Origin of the sequence: Streptomyces sp. TRM68367 (genome assembly GCF_014495685.1) — a bacterium.
GTDB lineage: Bacteria > Actinomycetota > Actinomycetes > Streptomycetales > Streptomycetaceae > Streptomyces.
In genome coordinates, this window is the sequence record NZ_JACTVI010000067.1 from 13,830 (window position 1) to 33,644 (window position 19,815).

Sequence of the window (19,815 nt, forward strand, 5' to 3'; positions counted from 1 at the left end):
TCTCCCATGAGTACCGCCACCGCACCGGGGCCCGGCGAGACCCACAACAAACTCGCCCTGGGCGCCCTCGGCCTGGGCGCCTTCGCCATCGGCACCGCCGAACTGGTCATCGTCGGCGTCCTCAATCTCATCGCCGACGATCTGGACGTCTCACTGAGCACCGCGGGTCTGCTGGTCACCGCGTACGCGCTCGGCATCTCCATCGGCGGCCCGATCGTCACGGCGGCGACCATCAAGGTGCAGCGCCACACGCTCCTGTGCGCGGCACTCGTCGTCTTCGTCCTGGGCAACCTGGCCGCTGTCTTCGCCGGGGTCTTCGGCCTGCTGGTCGTCGCGCGCGTGCTCTGCGGCGCGCTGCACGGCCTGTTCCTCGGCGCGGCCTCCGCCGTCGCCACCGGTCTGGTCGCCCTCGAGCACCGCGGCCAGGCCGTCGGCCTGGTCTTCGGCGGCATCTCCGTGTCGACCGTGTTCGGGGTGCCGCTCGGCACCCTGCTGGGCCAGAACCTCGGCTGGCAGGCCACGTTCGCCGGGGTGGCCGCCCTCGGGGTCGTCGCCCTCGTCGTGATCACGATCTGGGTGCCGGCCGTCAGGAGCAGTGGCTCGGGCGGTCTCGGCTCCCAGGCCCAGCACGCCTTCCACCCCCGGGTGCTGGCCATGCTGGCGGCCCAAGTCCTGCTGATGGGCTCGCAGTTCATCGCCTTCACGTATCTGGCGGCGTTCCTGGAGGACGTCACCGGCATCGACGGCGCCATGGTGAGCGTCTTTCTGATGATCTTCGGTGTGTTCAGTGCGATCGGTACGTTCGCGGGCGGTCGGTTCGCCGATGTCAACGCCTCGCGGACGCTGCTCGTGGGCAACGCCGTCCTCGTCGTGGGCCTGCTCGGTCTGTACGTCTTCCGGGAGAGCCGGCCGATGGTCGGTGTGGCCCTGGCCCTCTGGGGCGTCGTCGGTTTCGGTGTCACCCCGGCGCTCCAGCTGCGCGTCATCTCGCTGGCCGGGGAGGGCGCCGACCTGGCCGCCACGCTGGGCGCGTCCGCCGCGAACGTGGGGGTCGCCTCGGGCGCCGCGGTCGGCGGCTGGGCCCTGGCCTCCTTCGGCATCGAGGACGTCCCGCTGACCGCGCTGGTCTTCGCGGTCGTCGCGCTGCCCGCGGTATGGGCCACCCGGTTCCTCAAGGTGCCTGCCGTCCCGGACCCGGTGACCGGCTCCGTGACGGCTGGGGCGAGCGACAACACTCCTGTCTCCACCGGCAGTTGAACTGAGCCGCCACCGGCGGCAACGGGCTTGGTCGTTCAGATGCCGCTCACCTTGGCCACCGAGGACGGCAGGTCGAGGGTGGCGGAAGCGAACTGTGAGCGGAGCACGTGCAGGGAGCCGCCCATGCGCAGGAGCGCCGTCGGGTGTTCGAGGGCCGGGTCGGTGAGGTGGCTCGTGACGGTCGCGGACGTGCGGTCCGCGGAGAGCGTGAGCCGGCTGATGCCGTCCGAGCCGAACTGGACGGCCCACAGCTGGTCCTTCTCCCAGAGCAGGCCGTCGGCGAAGACCGCAGTGCCGCCGGTCACCGTCAGCTTGCGGGCGCCGCCGGTGGCGCGCTCGAGCCGGAACAGCTCGCCGGAGGCCATGTCGGCGGTGATCAGGTACCTTCCGGTCGCGTCCGATTCGATGCCGTTCAGGGTGATGGCGCCCTCCGGGTGCGGGGCGATGACGCCGTTCAGGTCGAACCCGGTGGCCAGGGTGGTGGTGCCGCCCGAGGCGATGGTGTCCTCGATGGTGGTGGCGGGCAGGCGGTAGACGAGCTGGAGCAGCGAGTCGGTGACGTACGCGGTGCCGTCGGGCGTCAGGTCGATGCCGGTGAGCAGCGACGCGCCGGGGGCCGGGCTGACGAAGCGGGCCAGGCGCGTGCCGTTCGCCGTGTCGTACACCGTCACCCCGTTCGCGTCGTTGACCCAGAGCCGGCCGTGCCATGGCCTGGGTCCGGCCGTCGGTCCCCGAGGGCAAAAAGACGGTGGCCTCCGTCTGGCCGGCGGGTGCGCGGTAGACCGCTCCGGTGGAGAACGAGGTGACGTAGAGGTCGCCGGTTCTCGGGTCGGTGGCCATGCTCTCCGGATAGGCCTGGTTGCCGGGCAGCGCGATGGCCCGGGCGACGGTCAGGGCCTGGGCGCCCGAGGCGTCCGCGCGGGCGCCGGTGGCCGGTGCCGTGATCCCGACGGCGAGTGCACAGGCGAGGGCGAGCGCGCAGGCGGTGAACCGTCGGCGGGCACGGGTGAGCTCCATGGGTCCTCTTTTCGAAAACGACGCGACCGCCGGGCGTGCCCCGGCGGGCGTCGAGGACCATATGGCTGGATCCGGACCCGAGTGGGGGCCCTCGAAGAGCTCCTCATGGTCAACGGATCGAATAGGGACGAGGTCAACTGCCCTGTCAGGGAGGGCAGTCGAGCCCGAGATCACCCACGAGGAGACGGCGACTTCGGTACGTGATGGACGACGTTCCGCATGGTGGGGAGGGCTCCGTCTCGGCCACCGCGTCAGTCGGATGCCGCGGCCGTGGGCTCCGGCTCGGCCGGCCGGGGCGCCACGGACCGCCGTCCGGGAGCCGCCCCGGGGTACTCCTTGCCGCGCCACAGGGTGATCCGCTGCGCGAGCGGCTCCGTGAAGCGGGCCGCCAGGGGGCCCAGGACGACGAGCAGCAGGACGTACGCGGTGGCCATCGGGCCGAGGGAGGGGTCGACCGCGCCGGCGGAGACCGCGAGTCCGGCGATGACGATGGAGAACTCGCCGCGCGCGACCAGGGCGCCGCCGGCCCGCCACCTGCCCCGCACCGCGATGCCGGAGCGCCGGGCCGCCCAGTACCCGGTGCCGATCTTCGTCAGCAGGGTGAGCACCGCCAGCACGAACGCGGGCCCCAGCACCGACGGGATGGTGCTGGGGTCGGTGCTCAGGCCGAAGAACACGAAGAACACCGCGGCGAACAGGTCCCGCAGCGGCATCAGCAGATGGTGGGTGTTCTCGGCCACCTCGCCGGACAGGGCGATCCCCACGAGGAACGCGCCCACCGCCGCCGAGACCTGCAGCTGCTGGGCGACCCCGGAGACGAGCAGCGTCGTGCCCAGGACGACGAGCAGCAGCTTCTCCGGGTCGTCGCTGGACACGAAGCGCGAGATGACCCGCCCGTAGCGCACCGCGACGAGCAGGACGGTGCCGACCGCGGCGAGCGCGATGCCGAGCGTCAGGCCGCCCGCCAGCCAGCCCGAACCGGCCAGCACCGCCGTCAGGATGGGCAGGTAGAGCGCCATGGCGAGGTCTTCGAGGACGAGGATGCTGAGGATGACCGGGCTCTCCCGGTTGCCGAGCCGGCCCAGGTCGCCGAGCACCTTCGCGATGACGCCGGACGAGGAGACCCAGGTGACGCCCGCGAGCACCACGGCGGCCACCGGCCCCCAGCCGAGCAGCAGCGCGGCGGCGGCTCCGGGGATCGCGTTGAGCAGGAAGTCGACGCCTCCCGCGGGGGCGTGGGTCTTGAGGTGGCCCACGAGGTCGCCCGCTGTGTACTCCAGACCGAGCATCAACAGCAGCAGGACGACGCCGATCTCGGCGCCGACCTCGATGAACTCCTCGCTGCCGCCCAGCGGGACGATGCCGCCCGCGCCGAACAGGAGTCCTGCCAGCAGGTAGAGCGGGATCGGCGAGAATTTGAGCCGTACGGCGAAGCGGCCGAGCAGGCCGAGCGCGAGGACGACCGCACCGAACTCGATCAGAAAGGCCGCGGAGTGCACGTGATCAGCCCCGCTCGAGGATCTCGTGGGCGCCGTCCACGCCTTCCCGGGTGCCGATGACGATCACGATGTCGCCGCCGTGCAGGCGGAAGTCGGGTCCTGGCGAAGGGATCGCGTGGGACCGGCGCATGACGGCGACGATGGAGGCCCCGGTGTCGGTGCGCATCCTCGTCTCCCCCAGGGTGCGCCCGTTCCAGTACGAGGTGCCGGTGATGGTGACCTGCTCGGCGAGGAGCCCGAAGTCGCTGGTGTGCAGCAGATTCGGGTTGTTGTGGCTGGGCAGCAGGGCGTCGGCGAGGGACAGGGCCTCCGCGCCGGTCAGCGGCAGCGAGAGGCCGCAGGAGTCCGGGTCGTCGTCGTGGTGCACGTTCAGGGTGCGGCTGCGGTCCCGGTGCGCGATCACCGACAGCGTGTCGTGGCGCCGCGTGGTGAGCTCGTACTGCACCCCGATGCCGGGCAGTGGGGTGGTCCTCAGGCGGGGAGCGGGCATGGTGTCTCCTTGGGCTGCGGGCTGCGTCATTGCTTGCGGAACCACACGCCGCCCAGCGGGGGCAGGACCACGCTCGCGCTGGCCGGCAGGCCCTGGAGGGGTTCGGGAACGGCGTGGATGCGCCCGGGGTTGGTGACCCCGGAGCCGCCGTACTGCGCCGCGTCCGTGTTGAGGACCTCGGTCCAGTGGCCCGCCTCGGGCAGCGCCAGGCGGAAGTCGCGGCGGACTGTGGGCTGGAAGTGGAAGACGCACACCAGTGACTCGCCCCCCTCGCCGTGCCGCACGAAGGAGTACACGTTGTCCTCGGCGGCGTCCGCGTCGATCCAGCGAAAGCCCTCCGGCCGGGTGTCGAGGCTCCACAGCACCGGATCGTCGAGGTAGTGGCGGTTGAGGTCGCGCACCAGGTCGCGCACGGCGGTGTGCGAGCCGTGCCGGAGGATGGACCAGTCCAGGCCACGGTCGTGGGACCACTCGGTGTCCTGCGCGAACTCCTGCCCCATGAAGAGGAGTTGTTTGCCGGGGAAGGCCCACATGAAGGAGAGGAAGGCGCGCAGGTTGGCCAGCTGCTGCCAGCGGTCGCCGGGCATCTTCGTGAGCAGCGAGCCCTTGCCGTGCACCACTTCGTCATGGCTGATCGGCAGGGTGTAGCTCTCCGCGTACGCGTACACCATCGGGAACGTCATGGAGTGGTGGTGGTACTGCCGGTGCACCGGATCCTCGGCCATGTACGACAGCGAGTCGTGCATCCAGCCCATGTTCCACTTCAGGGCGAAGCCGAGCCCTCCGCTGTCGGTGCGCCGGGTGACGCCGTCCCAGGCCGTGGACTCCTCCGCGATGGTCACCACTCCGGGGCAGCGCCGGGGCACCGTGGCGTTCATCTCCTGGAGGAATTCGACCGCTTCCAGGTTCTCGCGGCCGCCGTACAGGTTCGGCAGCCAGGCGCCGTCGGCGCGCGAGTAGTCGAGGTAGAGCATGGAGGCGACGGCGTCGACGCGCAGGCCGTCGATGTGGAACTCCTCGCACCAGTACACCGCGTTGGCGACAAGGAAGTTGCGCACCTCGTTACGGCCGTAGTCGAAGACGAGGGTGCCCCAGTCGGGGTGCTCGCCGCGGCGCGGGTCCGGGTGTTCGTACAGCGCCGTCCCGTCGAAGCGGGCCAGGGCCCACTCGTCCTTGGGGAAGTGGGCGGGGACCCAGTCGACAATGACGCCGATGCCCGCCCGGTGCAGCGCGTCGACGAGGGCCCGGAAGTCGTCGGAGCTGCCGAGGCCGGCCGCCGGGGCGTAGTACGACGTCACCTGGTAGCCCCAGGAGCCGCCGAACGGATGCTCCGCCACCGGCATGAACTCGACGTGCGTGAAGCCCAACGCCTTGACGTAGGCGGGGAGTTCGGTCGCGAGTTCGCGGTAGCCGAGGCCCGGCCGCCACGATCCCAGGTGCACTTCGTAGACGCTCATGGCGGACCGGTCCACGGTGCGTTCGGCGCGCCGGGCCATCCAGGCGTCGTCGCTCCAGGTGTGGCGGGAGCAAAAGACGACGGAGGCCGTGCCCGGTGCCGCCTCGGCCGAGGTGGCGAGGGGGTCCGCCTTCTGGATCCAGCGGCCGTCCGGGGTGAGGATCTCGTACTTGTAGCGGCAGCCCTCGCCGACGCCGGGGACGAACAGCTCCCACACTCCGCTGGCGCCGAGCGAGCGCATCGGGTGTGCTCTGCCGTCCCAGTGGTTGAAGTCGCCGACCAGGCGCACGGCACGGGCATTCGGCGCCCACACCGCGAACGCCGTACCGGCCACCGTGCCCCAGCCGGACTCGTGCTCGCACACCCGGGCCCCGAGCACCTGCCACAGCTGCTCGTGCCGACCCTCGCGGATCAGGTGCAGGTCGAGTTCGCCGAGGGTGGGCAGGAAGCGGTAGGGATCGTCGTACGCGTACACGTCGGTGCCGTAGTGGACGCGCACCCGGTAGTCGGGCACGACCGTGCCCGGCAGCCGGCCTGCGAACACCCCCTCGCCCTGGTGCGCGAGTTCCGCCAGCGGCTCGCCCGACGGCGCGGTCAGCCACACCTGGTCGGCGAGCGGCCGCAGCACCCGCACGGTCACGCCCTCGGCGGCCGGGTGCGGGCCGAGCAGCGCGTGCGGATCGCTGAGGTCTCCCGTGGTGAGCCGCTTGAGGTGGGTGGCGGCCAGGGCCGTTGGGCGCTGTGCGGTGGTCACGACTGCGAAGTCCCGTCCGTGAGTATGTGGGCCACTCGATGCCGGGGATCGAGGCGTACGTAGTTGTCGCGGCCCCAGCGGTAGTTCTCGCCCGACAGGGCGTCGCGCACCGCGAAGGTCTCGGAGCGCTCCAGGCCGAGTGCGGGCAGGTCGAGGGTGACCGTCGCCTCGCGCGTCTCGTGGGGGTCGAGGTTGAGCACCACGACGACCCAGTCGTCGCCCTCGCCCCCGGAGGCGCGCTTGGAGAAGCAGATCACCGCGTCGTTGTCGGTGCGGTGGAAGCGGAGGTTGCGCAGCTGGTGCAGGGCCGGGTGGGCCCGCCGGATGTCGTTGAGCGCACGGATCAGCGGGGCCAGGGAGTCGCCCGCAGTCTGAGCGCCGGCCCAGTCGCGGGGGCGCAGCTGGTACTTCTCGGAGTCCAGGTACTCCTCGCTGCCGGGCCCCATGGGCACGTTCTCGTACAGCTCGTACCCGGCGTACACGCCCCAGGTGGGTCCTGCCGTCGCGGCGAGCACCGCGCGGGCCGCGAAGGCCGCCCTGCCGCCGTACTGGAGGTAGGCGTTGAGGATGTCGGGGGTGTTCACGAAGAGGTTGGGCCGCAGGTAGGCCGCGCTCTGTTCGCCGCCGAGGCCGGCCAGTTCAGAGAGGTAACTCTCCACCTCTTCCTTGGAGTTGCGCCAGGTGAAGTACGTGTACGACTGGTGGAAGCCCACGCGCGCCAGGGCGTGCAGCATGGCCGGGCGGGTGAACGCCTCGGCGAGGAAGAGCACATCGGGGTCGCTCGCGTGCACCGCGGCGATCAGCCGTTCCCAGAAGGCGACGGGCTTGGTGTGCGGGTTGTCGACTCGGAAGATGCGGACGCCGTGGTCCATCCAGTGCCGCAGTATGCGCAGGCACTGCGTGTGCAGTCCGTCCGGATCGGTGTCGAAGTCGACGGGAAAGATGTCCTGGTACTTCTTCGGCGGGTTCTCGGCGAACGCGATCGAGCCGTCGGCGCGGTGCCGGAACCACTCGGGGTGCTCGGTGACCCAGGGATGGTCGGGTGAGCACTGGAGGGCGAAGTCCAGGGCGACTTCGAGGCCCAGTTCACCGGCGCGCGCCACGAAGTGGTCGAAGTCCTCCAGGGTGCCCAGGTCGGGGTGGATCGCGTCGTGTCCGCCGTCGGCCGATCCGATCGCCCAGGGTGAGCCGGGATCGTGCGGCCCCGCCTCGAGCGTGTTGCCCGCACCCTTGCGGTGGGTGGTGCCGATCGGGTGGACCGGGGGCAGATAGACCACGTCGAAGCCCATGTCGGCCACGGCCTCGAGGCGTTTGGCGGCGGTCCGCAGCGTGCCCGGCCGCGGCGGCTCGGCCACGCCGTCCACCGCGGCGCGGACGACGGCTCCCTCGGAGCGGGGGAAGAACTCGTACCAGGCGCCGTACAGGGCGCGTTCCCGGTCCACCCGCAGCGGCAGTTCCGGCGAGCGGGTGAGCAGCCTGCGCAGCGGGCGGGCGGTGAGCAGGGCGGCCACGGGAGCCGCGGTGACGGCGGCGAGCCGCTCCTCGGCGTCGAGGCGCCCGTCCCGCAGCAGCCCGGCCGCGTCGGTGAGCCGCGCCGCCCCGTCGGCCGGGGCCGTGCCGGCCACCTCTTCGAGGAGCAACGCGCCTTCCTCCAGGACCAGTTCGGTGTCGATCCCGGCGGGCACCTTGATCTCGGCGGCGTGCCGCCAGGTCGCCCAGGGGTCGGTCCACGCCTCCACCCGGTAGGTCCAGTCGCCTTCCCGTGCGGCGGTGACCCACGCGGTGTAGCGGTCCGTGCCGGGGGCCACGAGGCGCATCGGGATCCAGTCGCCCGCACGGCCGTCGGGGCCGGTGAGCACGACGCCCGCGCCGACCGCGTCGTGCCCTTCTCTGAAGACGGTGGCCGAGACGGCGAACTCTTCGCCGGGTACGGCGCGGGCGGGGGTGCGGCCGCCGGCGCCGTCGTCGATCTGTGGCGCCACGTCCACGATGGGGATGCGGCCCACACGTGCTTCGGCGGCCGGGCGCGTCGCGTCGCGCTGCATGGGCTTGCCCTCCGTAGTGCTCGTGCCTCCCGGGTGGTGCGGGCGGCTGTGTCGGTCGGCGAATGCGGTCAGCGTCGGATCGCGGTGGTCCCGTTGCTGACCTCGGAGATGATCCGGCGGTATCCGGACACCAGCGGATGGTGCGGGTACGCCGTGGAGAACACCCGCTCCCCGGCGAGCTGCACCATTTCGGGCGCGTACGGCAGGACCGTGGTGATGCGGGTGCGGTACGCGGTCTCCACCTCGCCGAGCAGCCGGTCGCCCACGGCGCCGTCGGGGGCCATGTTCACGGCGATGCTCATGGCGCCGAACCCGAGCCGGCTCGCCAGGGCCGTGGTCTCCCTGGCGCCGGCGAGGTCCAGGCGGTGGGCCCGGGTCACGACGACGAGCGCGTCCGAACTCGCCATCGCGGTCACGGTCTCGTTGTTGAAGCCCGCGTGGGTGTCGAGCAGCAGCACGTCGAGCGCCAGGGTGTCGATGAGCCGGTCGAAGCCCTCGCGCAGCAGGCCCACGTCGTAGCCGCGGCCCATGATCTCGTTGACCCCCGTGGTCTGGCTCCTGGCCGGGACCAGGAAGAACCCGTCGTGCCCGGCGGTCCGGTCGACGGCGTACGCCGCGTCCTCGATCTCGCAGCGGCCGATGAGGTAGTCGGTGAGCGAGCGCCGCGCGGGGACCGTCACGTCGCCGAACATCACGTCCAGCGCCGGTGTCTGGATGTCGGTGTCCACCAGAGCGACCCGCAGGCCCGAGGAGGCCAGCAGCAACCCGAGGTTGGCGGCCGTGCTGGATTTGCCGGTGCCCCCTCGGTAGGAGTGCACCGTGATGATCTGCGACATGTTCTCCACCTGACGGTTTCTGGGGGTCGGCGGTCCGGCTGGTGAGCGGTCAGTCGGCGGCCCCGGCCGGCGCCTGCCAGTGCACGGCCAGCATGGTGATGTCGTCGGACTGTTCGGCCTGGCCGACGAAGTCGCTCAGTGCGCCGTCCATGTGGTCGAGCAGTTCCTCGCCGCGCACGGTGGCCTCGGTCAGCTGCTCGACGAGGAGGTCCTCGCCGAAGAAACGTCCGGTCTCGGAGCGGGCTTCGGTGACCCCGTCGGTGTAGATGAACAGGGTGTCCCCGGGGCCGATCTGGGTGTAGCCGAGCGAGAACGTGCAGTCGGGCATGACGCCCACGACCGGCCCTGTCGGCTGGAGCAGCACCGATTCGGCGCCGCTTCCGCTCACGAGGACGGGGGGATTGTGGCCGCCGTTGATGTAGACGAGGTTGCCGGTGACCGGGTCCAGGACGCCGAAGAACATGGTGGCGAAGTAGCCCTGCTTCATGTGGTTGCGGGTCAGATAGCTGTTGGTGCCCACGACCGCGTTCAGCAGCGGGGTGGCGCCCACGACCGGGATGGCCCGGGTGTGTTCGGCCCCGCCGGGCTCCTCCCCCATCAGGTCCGCCGCGATGAGGTTCTGCAGGCCGCTCTGTTCCGCGGTGTGCCGCAGCAGCGAGCGGATGAGCGCCATGAACAGGGCCGCGCCGACCCCCTTGTCGCACACGTCGGCCACGACGAGGGCGAGGCGGCGCCGGTTGACGAGTTCGAAGACGTCGTAGAAGTCGCCGGCCACCGTCCGTGCGGGCCGGAAGCGCACCCGGATGTCCCAGCCGTCGGGGCTCGGCAGCGAGTCCGGCAGGAACCCCAGCTGGATCTCCCGGCCTATCTCCAACTCCCGCTCGTAGCTGAGCAGTTCGGCGTGTGCGGCGACCTCCTCCAGGTTCCGGTTGTGCTCGGCGTGCTGATGGCAGTCGCGCAGCCGCGCCTCCACCAGGACGGGGTGGAACGGCGGGAGCAGATAGTCGGAGCCCGCGCGCACATGGCCGTCGAGGAGGTGCAGATCGTGTTCCGCGTACGCCACCACGGTGGGCTGCTGCCCCTCGTCGGCCAGCCGTCGGGCCACCGACCTGACGGTGTGGGGCGACAGCGTCGCGTTGGCGAGCAGTGCGGTCACCGCCGGCATCCGGCCGCGCGACGCCGCCAGCACGTCGCCCGGTGTGCAGGTGTGCGCCTCGGCGCCCACGGCGTCCAGTGCCTTGGCCAACCCCGCTGGGACGTCCCGCCGTTCATCCAGTATCAGGACTCTCGTCTGCGCCATCTCCGCCTCGTCTACTCCACTGCCGGCCGGCGCATCACGAGGGTGCTCACATTGCGCCCCGCGACGAGCTCGTACTCGAAGGTGTCCACCGCTGTGAACGCCAGGAAGACTCCCAGGCCGCCGATCTCCCGCTCCGCGAGCGGCACGTCGAGCGCGGGCGCCCGCATGCCCTGCCGCGGGTCGAACGCCGGGGCGTCGTCCTGGAAGCGGACCCAGACGTCGCCCGGGTCGATCCCGCCGTCCACGGTGATCTCGCCGGGTTCGCCGCGGTATCCGTGCAGGACGATGTTGGTGGCCAGTTCGTCGGCGGCGAGGCGCAGCCGGTACAGCGAACTCTCCGGAAGGCGGGCCTGCTTGCCGAGGCCCACAACGAAGTCGGACACCGGCTCGAGCGAATCGATCGTCGCGGGAACACGGAGTGCGTTCGCGTGGCCGCACCCGGGCGCCTGCGCGACGCCCGCTGCCTTGGTGGCCGCTGCGGCCTCGAAGTCGAACGTCATCTCGGTGCGTCCCTTCAGGCGTCCACGAGATCGATGCTGTGGTCGAATCCGGCGAGCCGGATGGTCCGGGCCACCGGCTCGGACGCGCCCACGACGGCGATGCGCACCTCGTCGCCCATCTTCTGGCGGGCGACGACCAGGGAGCGCAGGCCGGCGCTGGAGAGGTAGCCGAGCTGCTCGGCACGGATGACCAGTTCGACGGCGCCGGCGCCGGCCGCCTGGCCGACGGTGTCGTGGAACTCGCCTGCCGTCGAGGCATCCAGCTCCCCCGAGAGTTCGATGGTGGCGACCTTGTCGTTGATCCTCAGCCGCACGTCGAAAGCCACGATGGTTCTCCTTCTGGGTCAGGCGGTCGTCGGATGGGCCGCGCGTCCCACGAGGACGACCGCGGAGTGGGCTCCCAGGCGGAAACGCCCGGGGTGCTGGAGCTCCGGTTCGCCGCCGACGGGATGGACGGCGGTGCCGGTGTCGGCGAAGAGGTGCCAGCGCTGCCCGTCGGGCAGGATGGGCAGCTCCAGGTCGTGCGCCTCCCAGTGCGCGTTCACGGCGACGTACACGTGGTCGTCGGCCACGCTGCCGCCCTTGGCGTGCCGGCCGCACCGCATCATCGCGAGCACCCGGCCGTGGTCGGCCCAGTCCGGGGCCCAGGCGCCGACGCCGTGCCAGCTGACATCGGGGTAGCCGCTGCCGACCCGGTCCGTGCCGGTGGCGTGGTCGCTGGTGCGCAGGACCGGGTGGGCGTGCCGGAAGGTGATCAGCTTCCGGGTGAAGTCCAAAAGTTCGGCGTTGGTCTCGACAAGCCCCCAGTCGAACCAGGACAGTTCGTTGTCCTGGCAGTAGGTGTTGTTGTTGCCGAGCTGGGTGCGGCCGACCTCGTCGCCGGCCAGGATCATCGGAATGCCCTGGCTGGTGAGCAGGATGGTCAGCAGGTTCTTCATCTGCCGCATCCGCAGCTCGCGGACGTGCGCGGAGGCGCTGGGCCCCTCCTCGCCGCAGTTCCAGCTGTTGTTGTCGCTGGCCCCGTCGTTGTTGTTCTCGCCGTTGGCCTCGTTGTGCTTGTCGTTGTACGAGACCAGGTCGGCCAGGGTGAATCCGTCGTGTGCGGTGATGAAGTTGACCGACGCGGACGAGGTGCGGCCCTGGTACAGGTCGGGCGAGCCGGCCATCCGGGTCGCCAGCTCGCCGACGAGGCCCGGCTCGCCCTTGACGAAGCGCCGGACCGTGTCGCGGTACTTGCCGTTCCACTCCGACCAGCGGCCGTAGTTGGGGAAGTTGCCGACCTGGTAGAGGCCGGCCGCGTCCCAGGCCTCGGCGATCAGCTTCGTGTGCCGCAGGATCGGGTCGTGCGCGAGCTGTTCGAGCAGCGGCGGGTTGGGCAGCGGGGTGCCGTCCGGGGCCCGGTCGAGGATGGCGGCGAGGTCGAAGCGGAACCCGTCGATGTGGTACTCGGCGACCCAGTGGCGCAGGCAGGAGAGCACGAAGTCCCGCACCACGGGGTGGTTGCAGTTGACGGTGTTGCCGGTGCCGCTGAAGTTGTAGTACTCGCCGCGCGGCGTGAGCATGTAGTACGTGGCGTTGTCGAGGCCGCGGAACGAGATGGTCGGGCCCTGCTCGTTGCCCTCGGCCGTGTGGTTGAAGACCACGTCGAGCACGACTTCGATGCCGGCCTTGTGCAACTCCTTGACCAGCGACTTGAATTCGTCGGCCTGCATGCCGAAGGGGCCGGTGGCGGCGTAGCCCGCCTTGGGGGCGAAGAACGAGACGGTGTTGTAGCCCCAGTAGTTGTAAAGGCGCTCACCGGTCACCGGATCGGTGCGCGGATTGTCCAGCTCGTCGAACTCGAACACGGGCAGCAGTTCCAGGCAGTTGACGCCCAGCTCCCGCAGATACGGGATCTTCTCCCGCATTCCGGCGTACGTGCCGGGCGCCGACACCTTCGACGAGGGGTGCTGGGTGAAGCCGCGGACGTGCGTCTCGTAGATCACGAGGTCCTCGGCGGGGATGCGCAGCGGTCGGTCGCCGCCCCAGTCGAAGTCGTCGTTCAGCACCTGCGAGCGGTAGTGGTAGACGTTGTCCCAGTCGGGCTCGCGGCCCCACACCTCGCGCCCCGAGATCAGCCGTGCGTAGGGGTCGCTGAGCACCTTGGCGCCGTCGAAGCGGTCGCCGCGGGCCGGGTCGAAGGGGCCGTCGGCGCGGAAGCCGTACTCCAGGTTCTCCGCGTCGAGCCCGAAGACCGTCATGGCGTACACGCTGCCGATGCGGAACTCCGGCGGGAACTTGAGTTCGGCACTGGGCTGGGTGGCGCCGCGCTCGAAGAGCACCAGGCTCATCGAGGTCGCGCCGTCGGAGTAGACCGAGAAGTTGACGCCGCCGGGCACCGGGGTGGCGCCGTACGGGAAGGGCCGGCCCGCCCTGACCCGGTACGGGCCGATCCGGTGCGTCGGAAAGGCGTCGATGCGCTCCCGGATGTCCTGGGTGCTCATCGGCCCGCACGTTCCAGCTCGGCGTCCAGGTCCTCGGCGACCCGGAAGAAGTCCAGGAACCCCGTGGCGGACATGACGAACGAGACCTCCTCGGAGAGGCCGACCAGGGTGATCTCGGCGTCCAGCTGCTGGGCGTGGCGGTGCACGATGAGGAGGGTGCGCAGGCCGGCACTGGAGATGTACGAGATCCCGGTGAGGTCGATCAGGACCACCGAGCCCTGCCCGATGAACGGCAGCAGCTGGGACTGCAGTCCCCCGGAGGTGGTGGAGTTGATCTCGCCCTCCAGGGCGACGACGGTGGCCCCGGCGAGCACCTGCGAGCTGACCTTGACAGTCATCCCCTCACCTCCGGGCGGGAGTTGGCTTCGAGGCGGACCTTGACCTTGACGCGGCCCGAGGTCTCGGGCAGCCGGACGGTCAGGGCCTGCGCGTTGAAATCGGTGTGCTCCGCGCCGTCGATCTCCACGGCCGCGATGCGCACGGCTGTGGCCGGCAGCAGATCGGGGGCGACCCGCAGGACGCGGTCCTCGATCAGGGCGGGGTCGGGCTTGAACCAGAAGTCCATCGGCTTGCCGCCCGCGAGCAGGTTGTTGTAGACGGCCGCCAGGTAGCACAGCTCGGCCGAGTGGTACATCGACATCGAGTGGCTGCCCTTGAGACGCTCCACGCCGAGGAGGTAGGGCAGGCCGCTGGCCATGGTGTTGAAGTAGACGGCGCCCTCGTCGTGGTCGAGGAAGAACGCGTTGTAGAACGACTGGGCGTCGCGCGCCTCGGTGCGGAAGTCCACCCGCCCGGTGACGCCGTGCAGGATCAGATAGGCGAGGATCGCCTGCTCCTGCTGCCACCATGCCTTGCGGTCGTGCCAGGCGAAGCGGAACCTCTCCTCGCCGTCCACCTCGACGCGCTCCACCACGTCGTACCAGCCGCCCCGCTGGCGGTCGCTGCCGACCTCGGGCATGGTCTCGCCGAGCGAGACGGCGGTCTGCAGGTAGACGTCCTTGGGGCGCAGGGAGTTCATGCGCATCAGGTTCCAGGCGATCTTCAGGTTGTGGCCGACGACCGCGCGGTTCTGCTGCCACCCGTGCGTGGTGTCGGGCGACCAGTCCTTGTGGAATCGTTCCTGCACGAACGGGCTGTTCTTCAGGTCGGGGAAGCGCTCGACGATCGTGTCGAAGGTGTACTCCAGCATGTCGGCGTAACGCTGTTCGCCGGTCGCCAGGTACAGGTTGATCAGGTACGCGGGCGCATGGTCACCGACCGAGTTCCAGTTCTTCCGCGCCTGGTTGGGCCCGAGCGAGGAGTGGTGCGGGCTGAGCAGGATCGGGTCGATGTGCGAGAAGTAGCCGCCGTCCTCGGGGTCCAGGTAGAAGCGGTCGAAGAGCCGGATGGTGGCGTCCGCGTCCGCCTTGATCCGCGGGTCGCCGGTGATCCGGTAGGTCTGCACGGGCCCGGCGAGCGCGTAGATCTGCTCGTAGGCGGGCAGCGCGTCGTAGTCGTCGGAGAACTCGGACGTGAACAGCTTCGTCTCGAGGTCGCCGTCGACCTTGAGGCCGTGGTACCAGTACACGACGTTCTCGTCGGTGTCGACGAACCGCATGTGCTCGCGCAGGTACTCGGTGCCGCGCTCGGCGACCTCCAGGTACTCGTCGTCGCCGGTGAGCAGGAAGGCGGAGGCCATGCCGTAGACGAGCCGCGAGATGGTGTCCGTCTCCTGGACGTGGCTCGCGGTCTTGTCGCCGCCGAGCCGGATCTCGGTGCGGTAGTCGCCGAAGTCGACGGGGCCGTCGCCGAACTGGGCCTTGCGGTAGAAGCCCGCTATTTCCCTGATCTGCCGGATCCACCAGCCGGCTTCCTCGAAGCGGAAGTCCTCGGGGTCGCGCCCCACGAAGATCAGCCGCTTGGCCTCGAAGCGCAGCGTCTCGCTGTGGGGGTAGAAGACGCCGTAGGCGAGGACGAAGGCTTCCTGGGTGAGCAGCTCGTCGATGTGGCTCGTGGCGTCCTGGTACGGCTCACCGAGATTGTGCAGCAGCTCCGCGCTGGGGCCGCCGTCGAGGCTGATGTCGAAGGACCGGCCGTCGGCGGTGACCACGGAGAAGACACGGGCCTCGCTGTCGAAGCCGCAGACCCGTCCCGCGATGGTGTCCGAGAAGGTGAAGTCGACGTTCCTGGGACTTGCTGACATGGCTGACATTGCTGACACGGCTGTCACACCCCTCGCAGTACGAGTTCGTCGATGATGGTCCTGGCGAAGAGATGGCAGTGGTCGCCGGTGCGGGCGGTCACCAGGTCCCCGTCGACGACGACGTCCTGGTCGACGTAGTTGGCGCCCATGTTCCGGACGTCGCCGAGCAGGTTGTTGTGGCAGACCACCTTGCGTCCGCGTACGACGTACGGGATCGACGAGGCCAGCCACATGCCGTGGCAGATGATCCCCTTGACCACGCCCGACCGGGCGAAGGCCCGGCGCAGCAGGTCGGTGGCGGGCGCGAGCTGTTCGATGTCCTCGGTGTAGCGCAGCCGGTCGGCCACCATGCCGGACGGCACGATCAGCGCGCTGTACTCGCGCAGCCGCCGGTCGTCCAGGTCCTCCAGGCTGCGGGTCACCCTCAGCGGGGCCCGGTGCTCGTGGCCGGTGAAGGTGATCGACTTGTTGCCCCACATCCGGGTGACGAAGTCGAGCCGGGCGCCTTCCTCGGCGAACCGGCGCTGGTAGTAGGCGATTTCGGGCTCGTAGAAGTCGCTCTCCGCCAGGATCGCGATCTTGTGCCCGCTGAGCACCCCGTCACGGGACGGTACGTCAGCCACGGTCTCCCCCTTCGGTGGTCCGCAGGTCGATGAGGAACGGCTTGTCGTCCGCGAGCATCCGCTTGACCGCGTCGCCGACCTGGCTGTGGTCGTCGACCCGCAGGGCGTCGACCCCGAATCCGCCGGCGATCTGCGCGAAGCCCAGATCGGGGTGGGAGAGGTCGAACGGCGTCGGGTACGCGTGCGGGGCCACGTCCCGCTCCCGCCAGTACTGCTCGATGTTGTTGTCGAGCAGCTTGTAGCTGCGGTTGTTGCAGACGACGAACTTGGCGCCGATGCCGTGCCGTACGGCGGTGTAGAGCGCCTGGAAGGTGTACATGGAGCCGCCGTCGCCGGTGAAGCCGATCACGGTCTTGTTCGGGTGGGCCAGCTTGATCCCCATCGCCCCGGGGATGCCGACGCCGAGCGAACCGCCGCGCGTCGAGAACCAGTGGCCCGGCCGGCGGCCCGGCAGATGGGCGTTCAGCGCGCCCGAAGCGGTCAGCGATTCGTCGAAGATCATCACGTCGTCGGGGACCTGGTCCGCCAGTTCCCGCAGGAAGGCGTGGAGCAGCGACCCGTCGTCCGCCACCTCGGTGGGCCGCTCACCGCGGCGGGCCTGGAGGCGTTCGGACGCCGCCACCTGGTCGAGTTCGGACAGCGTGTCGACCAGCTGGGCAAAGAGCGCTGCGAGCGTCTCCTTCGGGTCGGCGACCAGGCCGAGGGTGACCGGGTGGTTCTTGGCTATCTCGTAGTCGTCGAGATCGATGTGGACGATCCGGGCGTCCGGGCGGAACGGGTCACCGGTGTCCGGGAAGACCTCGGGGAAGGTGTACGTGCCGACGATCAGGACCACGTCGGCGTCCTTGACGGCGGCCGTGCTGACGGCGCCGAACATGTGGCCGAGGTCCCCGCGGTAGAGCGGGTGGGTGACGTCCAGGTTCACCTCGGAGTAGTTGACGCCGTAGATGTCGGCGCCCAACTGCTCGGCCACCCACACCAGTTCCTCCTGGGCACCGGATGCCGAGACGCCGTCGCCCACCAGGACGACCGGCTTCTGGGCACCGGTCAGCAGCCGCGCCGCCTGCGCCACGAGATCGTCGGCCGGGGCGCTGCGGGTGCTGGGAGCCGAAGTCGGCACGATCTGCTCGGTGTTGAGAGCGTCGAGCACATCGAGAGGAAGCGCCACGAAGACCGGGCCCATCGGGGGCGTCATCGCCATCTTCATCGCCCGGCGCAGCACCCGCAGCACCGAGCGCGGGTCGGTGACCCGTGTCGCGTACTTGGTCACGGGCTTCGCCATGGCGACCAGATCGGCTGCCATCTGGGCGTCCATGGACTCGTACTGGACGCCCGACTCACCCGCGATCGTCAGGATCGGCGAGTGGCCGCGCTTGGCCTGGTACAGCATGCCGATGGCATTGCCGAGGCCGACCCCGCTGTGCAGCTGCAGGAGCGCGGGCCGGCCCGTGGCGCGGGCGTAGCCGTCCGCGATGCCGACCGCGACGGTCTCCTGCAGGGTCAGGATGTACTGGAGGTCGTCATAGTCCTCCAGCGCGTCCAGGAATCCCTGCTCGACCGTTCCTGGGTTGCCGAACATGAACGGAACTCCGTCGGCGATGAACTGCTCGATGATCGCCGCATTGCCCTGCCTGGCCATGTCTGCCTTCTCTCGATTTCTCAATCGTTGCCGCGCATTTACCAGCCGAAGCGGCGCAGGCCGTCCTCGAGCACCTCGACGACCTTTTCTCCGGTCAGATAGGAATCCGGCGTCGAACGCCCGGTGATGAACGGGTAGTCCACGATCACCGAGGTCTCTTTGCCGAAGTTTCCGATGTAGCGGCCCTCGGGTCCGGTGGCGTCACGCAGGATGTACTCCAGCGGGTACGGCGGCGGGCCGATCACGAAGTCGGTGCCGAGGAATCCGGTCCCGTCCTTGTAGTCGTACTCCTTGCAGTGGCCCGTGACGTGCTTGCCCCAGATGATGGACTTGCGGTCCTCCCAGTCGCGGGCGAAGGCCAGCGGCGCGACGCCGTAGCACTCGGCCGCGATCGGCTTGTCGGCGCGCAGGAAGGCCAGGATGATCTGGTGCACCCGCTCGTTGTTGGCGAGGTCCACGACCGGGCCCGAACCGCCGACGATGAGCAGGGCGTCGTAGTCGTCGAGCTCCTGCGCCACCACGTCGATTGCCCGGTGGTAGGCCTCCAGCTTGCGCAGGTAGTCGTCGTCCGCCGTGTAGGGGCGTTCCGGGATCCAGCTGGAGATGTCGATCGGGTGGTCCAGGCGGGTGGAGGCGTCGACCTCCTGGGTGAGCTTGGCGACCTCCTCGGAGGTGACCGAGCGGCCGAGCGGCGGGTCGATGTACTCGGGGTCCGTCGACGGCGGCAGCGCGTGCGCGCGCTTCCCGGTCGGGGTGGCGAACTCCACCTCGTAGCCCCGCTGGTCGAAGTGGTGCAGGGGCCCGACGAGCTCCTCGCCCCAGTAGCCGTACTCCGACAGGATCACGAGGATCTTCTTGGCGTTCTTCCTGGGCACGCCGACTCCTTCGGTCTTCGGTTCAAAATGGGTGGCCGGGCCCCGCGACGGAAGGGGGCGGCGCCTCAGCCACCGGATCAGGGGGATCAGCGGGCCTGCGGACCGATGATCCAGTTCTCCTTGGCCGCCAGGGAGAAGACGTACTTCTGGTCGACGATCTCGTCGCGCGCGGCCTTCACCTGCTCGGTGAAGTAGGGCGAACGCAAGCCTTCCTCAAGGGCGTTCACGTCGTCGAACCACAGCTGCTCGACGCTGTCGAAGGCCGCTTCGCCGAAGACGTAGGCGCCGTCCACGGTGTGGGCGTGCAGGTAGCGCCGCAGCCCCGGGGTGCCCTTGACGACCGAGGCGTACGCGTCGAGGGTCTGCTTGCGGTAGTCGTCCAGGGCCAGGCCCGGGCGCCTCTTCTGCAGCACCGTGAGCTTGACCCACTCCTGCCCCCTGGCCAGGGGCGGCCCCGCGACGATCTCGTGCGCGGTGGTGTCGACGACGATGGTCTGCCAGAACGCTGCCCAGTTGGGCTCGTCGAGCCGGGCGCCCTGCAGGAACTCCTCGGTCTGCAGCGAGGCCAGCTGCTCCTCGCCGTTGGCCAGGAAGATCTCGGCGATGCCCTGGTGCGGCAGCGCCGGCTCACCGAGGTTGCCCTCGATGTCCACCACCGTGTCGACCATGTACTTGCGGATCTGCGGAATCTTTGATGCGTACTGCACCGCGTGGACATTTACCCAGTAGTCCTGGAATTCCTGTGCGGTCATGCCCGGCTTGGGCGCCGCCAGAATGAACTGGTGGATCATCAAATTCTCCTTTGGACGGGCTCGTTCATCATGTCCAGCGGTCATCGAGAAAGCCAAAGAAGGAAAAT

At 69.9% G+C, this 19,815-nt stretch carries 17 protein-coding genes; 1 reads left to right on the forward strand and 16 read right to left on the reverse strand.

Annotated elements, in window-relative coordinates:
• The first annotated feature begins 6 nt into the window (after positions 1-6).
• Positions 7-1,257, forward strand: a complete 1,251-nt coding sequence (locus tag H8R17_RS31560) for an MFS transporter (protein WP_187826636.1) — start codon at positions 7-9, stop codon at positions 1,255-1,257.
• Positions 1,258-1,292: 35 nt separating this feature from the next.
• Here H8R17_RS31560 and H8R17_RS31565 read toward each other — a convergent pair whose 3' ends face one another.
• The 16 genes from H8R17_RS31565 to H8R17_RS31635 all read right to left on the reverse strand — a co-directional run bounded on the left by H8R17_RS31565 (position 1,293) and on the right by H8R17_RS31635 (position 19,747).
• Positions 1,293-1,928 (reverse strand): hypothetical protein, encoded by a 636-nt coding sequence (locus tag H8R17_RS31565; RefSeq protein WP_187826637.1) that lies wholly within the window; start codon positions 1,926-1,928, stop codon positions 1,293-1,295.
• A 597-nt stretch (positions 1,929-2,525) separates the two neighbouring features.
• On the reverse strand, positions 2,526-3,773 hold the full coding sequence (locus H8R17_RS31570; RefSeq protein WP_187826638.1) for a cation:proton antiporter: 1,248 nt from the start codon (positions 3,771-3,773) through the stop codon (positions 2,526-2,528).
• Positions 3,774-3,777: 4 nt separating this feature from the next.
• The gene (locus H8R17_RS31575; protein WP_187826639.1) at positions 3,778-4,263 is read right to left on the reverse strand and encodes a cation:proton antiporter regulatory subunit; all 486 of its coding nucleotides are present in this window, start codon (positions 4,261-4,263) and stop codon (positions 3,778-3,780) included.
• Between the two features lie 26 nt (positions 4,264-4,289).
• A complete protein-coding gene (gene glgB, locus H8R17_RS31580) occupies positions 4,290-6,473 on the reverse strand; it encodes a 1,4-alpha-glucan branching protein GlgB (protein WP_316959582.1) in 2,184 nt (727 codons plus the stop codon).
• Positions 6,470-8,518, reverse strand: a complete 2,049-nt coding sequence (locus H8R17_RS47570; protein WP_262505641.1) for a maltotransferase domain-containing protein — start codon at positions 8,516-8,518, stop codon at positions 6,470-6,472. Before H8R17_RS47570 ends, glgB begins: the two co-directional genes overlap by 4 nt.
• 68 nt (positions 8,519-8,586) lie before the next feature.
• Complete coding sequence (locus H8R17_RS31585) at positions 8,587-9,354, reverse strand: MinD/ParA family protein (protein WP_187826640.1); 768 nt, start codon at positions 9,352-9,354, stop codon at positions 8,587-8,589.
• A gap of 49 nt (positions 9,355-9,403) precedes the next feature.
• A complete protein-coding gene (locus tag H8R17_RS31590; RefSeq protein WP_187826641.1) occupies positions 9,404-10,654 on the reverse strand; it encodes a PP2C family protein-serine/threonine phosphatase in 1,251 nt (416 codons plus the stop codon).
• A gap of 11 nt (positions 10,655-10,665) precedes the next feature.
• Positions 10,666-11,154 carry an anti-sigma regulatory factor gene (locus H8R17_RS31595; protein ID WP_187826642.1) on the reverse strand — a complete coding sequence of 163 codons (489 nt, stop codon included), beginning with the start codon at positions 11,152-11,154 and terminating at the stop codon, positions 10,666-10,668.
• Positions 11,155-11,168: 14 nt separating this feature from the next.
• The gene (locus H8R17_RS31600) at positions 11,169-11,480 is read right to left on the reverse strand and encodes an anti-sigma factor antagonist (RefSeq protein WP_187826643.1); all 312 of its coding nucleotides are present in this window, start codon (positions 11,478-11,480) and stop codon (positions 11,169-11,171) included.
• Between the two features lie 18 nt (positions 11,481-11,498).
• A complete protein-coding gene (gene glgX / locus H8R17_RS31605) occupies positions 11,499-13,637 on the reverse strand; it encodes a glycogen debranching protein GlgX (protein WP_187826644.1) in 2,139 nt (712 codons plus the stop codon).
• Positions 13,634-13,975, reverse strand: a complete 342-nt coding sequence (locus H8R17_RS31610; protein WP_187826645.1) for an STAS domain-containing protein — start codon at positions 13,973-13,975, stop codon at positions 13,634-13,636. Before H8R17_RS31610 ends, glgX begins: the two co-directional genes overlap by 4 nt.
• A complete protein-coding gene (locus H8R17_RS31615) occupies positions 13,972-15,819 on the reverse strand; it encodes an AGE family epimerase/isomerase (protein ID WP_187826646.1) in 1,848 nt (615 codons plus the stop codon). Before H8R17_RS31615 ends, H8R17_RS31610 begins: the two co-directional genes overlap by 4 nt.
• A gap of 23 nt (positions 15,820-15,842) precedes the next feature.
• A complete protein-coding gene (locus H8R17_RS31620; RefSeq protein WP_187826647.1) occupies positions 15,843-16,442 on the reverse strand; it encodes a DJ-1/PfpI family protein in 600 nt (199 codons plus the stop codon).
• Positions 16,435-18,081 (reverse strand): thiamine pyrophosphate-binding protein, encoded by a 1,647-nt coding sequence (locus H8R17_RS31625; RefSeq protein WP_187826648.1) that lies wholly within the window; start codon positions 18,079-18,081, stop codon positions 16,435-16,437. Before H8R17_RS31625 ends, H8R17_RS31620 begins: the two co-directional genes overlap by 8 nt.
• A gap of 38 nt (positions 18,082-18,119) precedes the next feature.
• A complete protein-coding gene (locus H8R17_RS31630; protein WP_187826649.1) occupies positions 18,120-18,956 on the reverse strand; it encodes a type 1 glutamine amidotransferase domain-containing protein in 837 nt (278 codons plus the stop codon).
• Between the two features lie 86 nt (positions 18,957-19,042).
• Positions 19,043-19,747 (reverse strand): EthD domain-containing protein, encoded by a 705-nt coding sequence (locus H8R17_RS31635; protein WP_187826650.1) that lies wholly within the window; start codon positions 19,745-19,747, stop codon positions 19,043-19,045.
• Between the last annotated feature and the right edge of the window lie 68 nt (positions 19,748-19,815).

Coding starts and splice junctions, on each gene's coding strand:
- H8R17_RS31560 (WP_187826636.1), top strand. CDS start 7: ATGAGTACCGCCACCGCACCGGGGCCCGGCGAGACCCACAACAAACTC.
- H8R17_RS31575 (WP_187826639.1), bottom strand. CDS start 4,263: ATGCCCGCTCCCCGCCTGAGGACCACCCCACTGCCCGGCATCGGGGTG.
- H8R17_RS47570 (WP_262505641.1), bottom strand. CDS start 8,518: ATGCAGCGCGACGCGACGCGCCCGGCCGCCGAAGCACGTGTGGGCCGC.
- H8R17_RS31585 (WP_187826640.1), bottom strand. CDS start 9,354: ATGTCGCAGATCATCACGGTGCACTCCTACCGAGGGGGCACCGGCAAA.
- H8R17_RS31590 (WP_187826641.1), bottom strand. CDS start 10,654: ATGGCGCAGACGAGAGTCCTGATACTGGATGAACGGCGGGACGTCCCA.
- H8R17_RS31595 (WP_187826642.1), bottom strand. CDS start 11,154: ATGACGTTCGACTTCGAGGCCGCAGCGGCCACCAAGGCAGCGGGCGTC.
- glgX (WP_187826644.1), bottom strand. CDS start 13,637: ATGAGCACCCAGGACATCCGGGAGCGCATCGACGCCTTTCCGACGCAC.
- H8R17_RS31610 (WP_187826645.1), bottom strand. CDS start 13,975: ATGACTGTCAAGGTCAGCTCGCAGGTGCTCGCCGGGGCCACCGTCGTC.
- H8R17_RS31615 (WP_187826646.1), bottom strand. CDS start 15,819: ATGTCAGCAAGTCCCAGGAACGTCGACTTCACCTTCTCGGACACCATC.
- H8R17_RS31625 (WP_187826648.1), bottom strand. CDS start 18,081: ATGGCCAGGCAGGGCAATGCGGCGATCATCGAGCAGTTCATCGCCGAC.
- H8R17_RS31635 (WP_187826650.1), bottom strand. CDS start 19,747: ATGATCCACCAGTTCATTCTGGCGGCGCCCAAGCCGGGCATGACCGCA.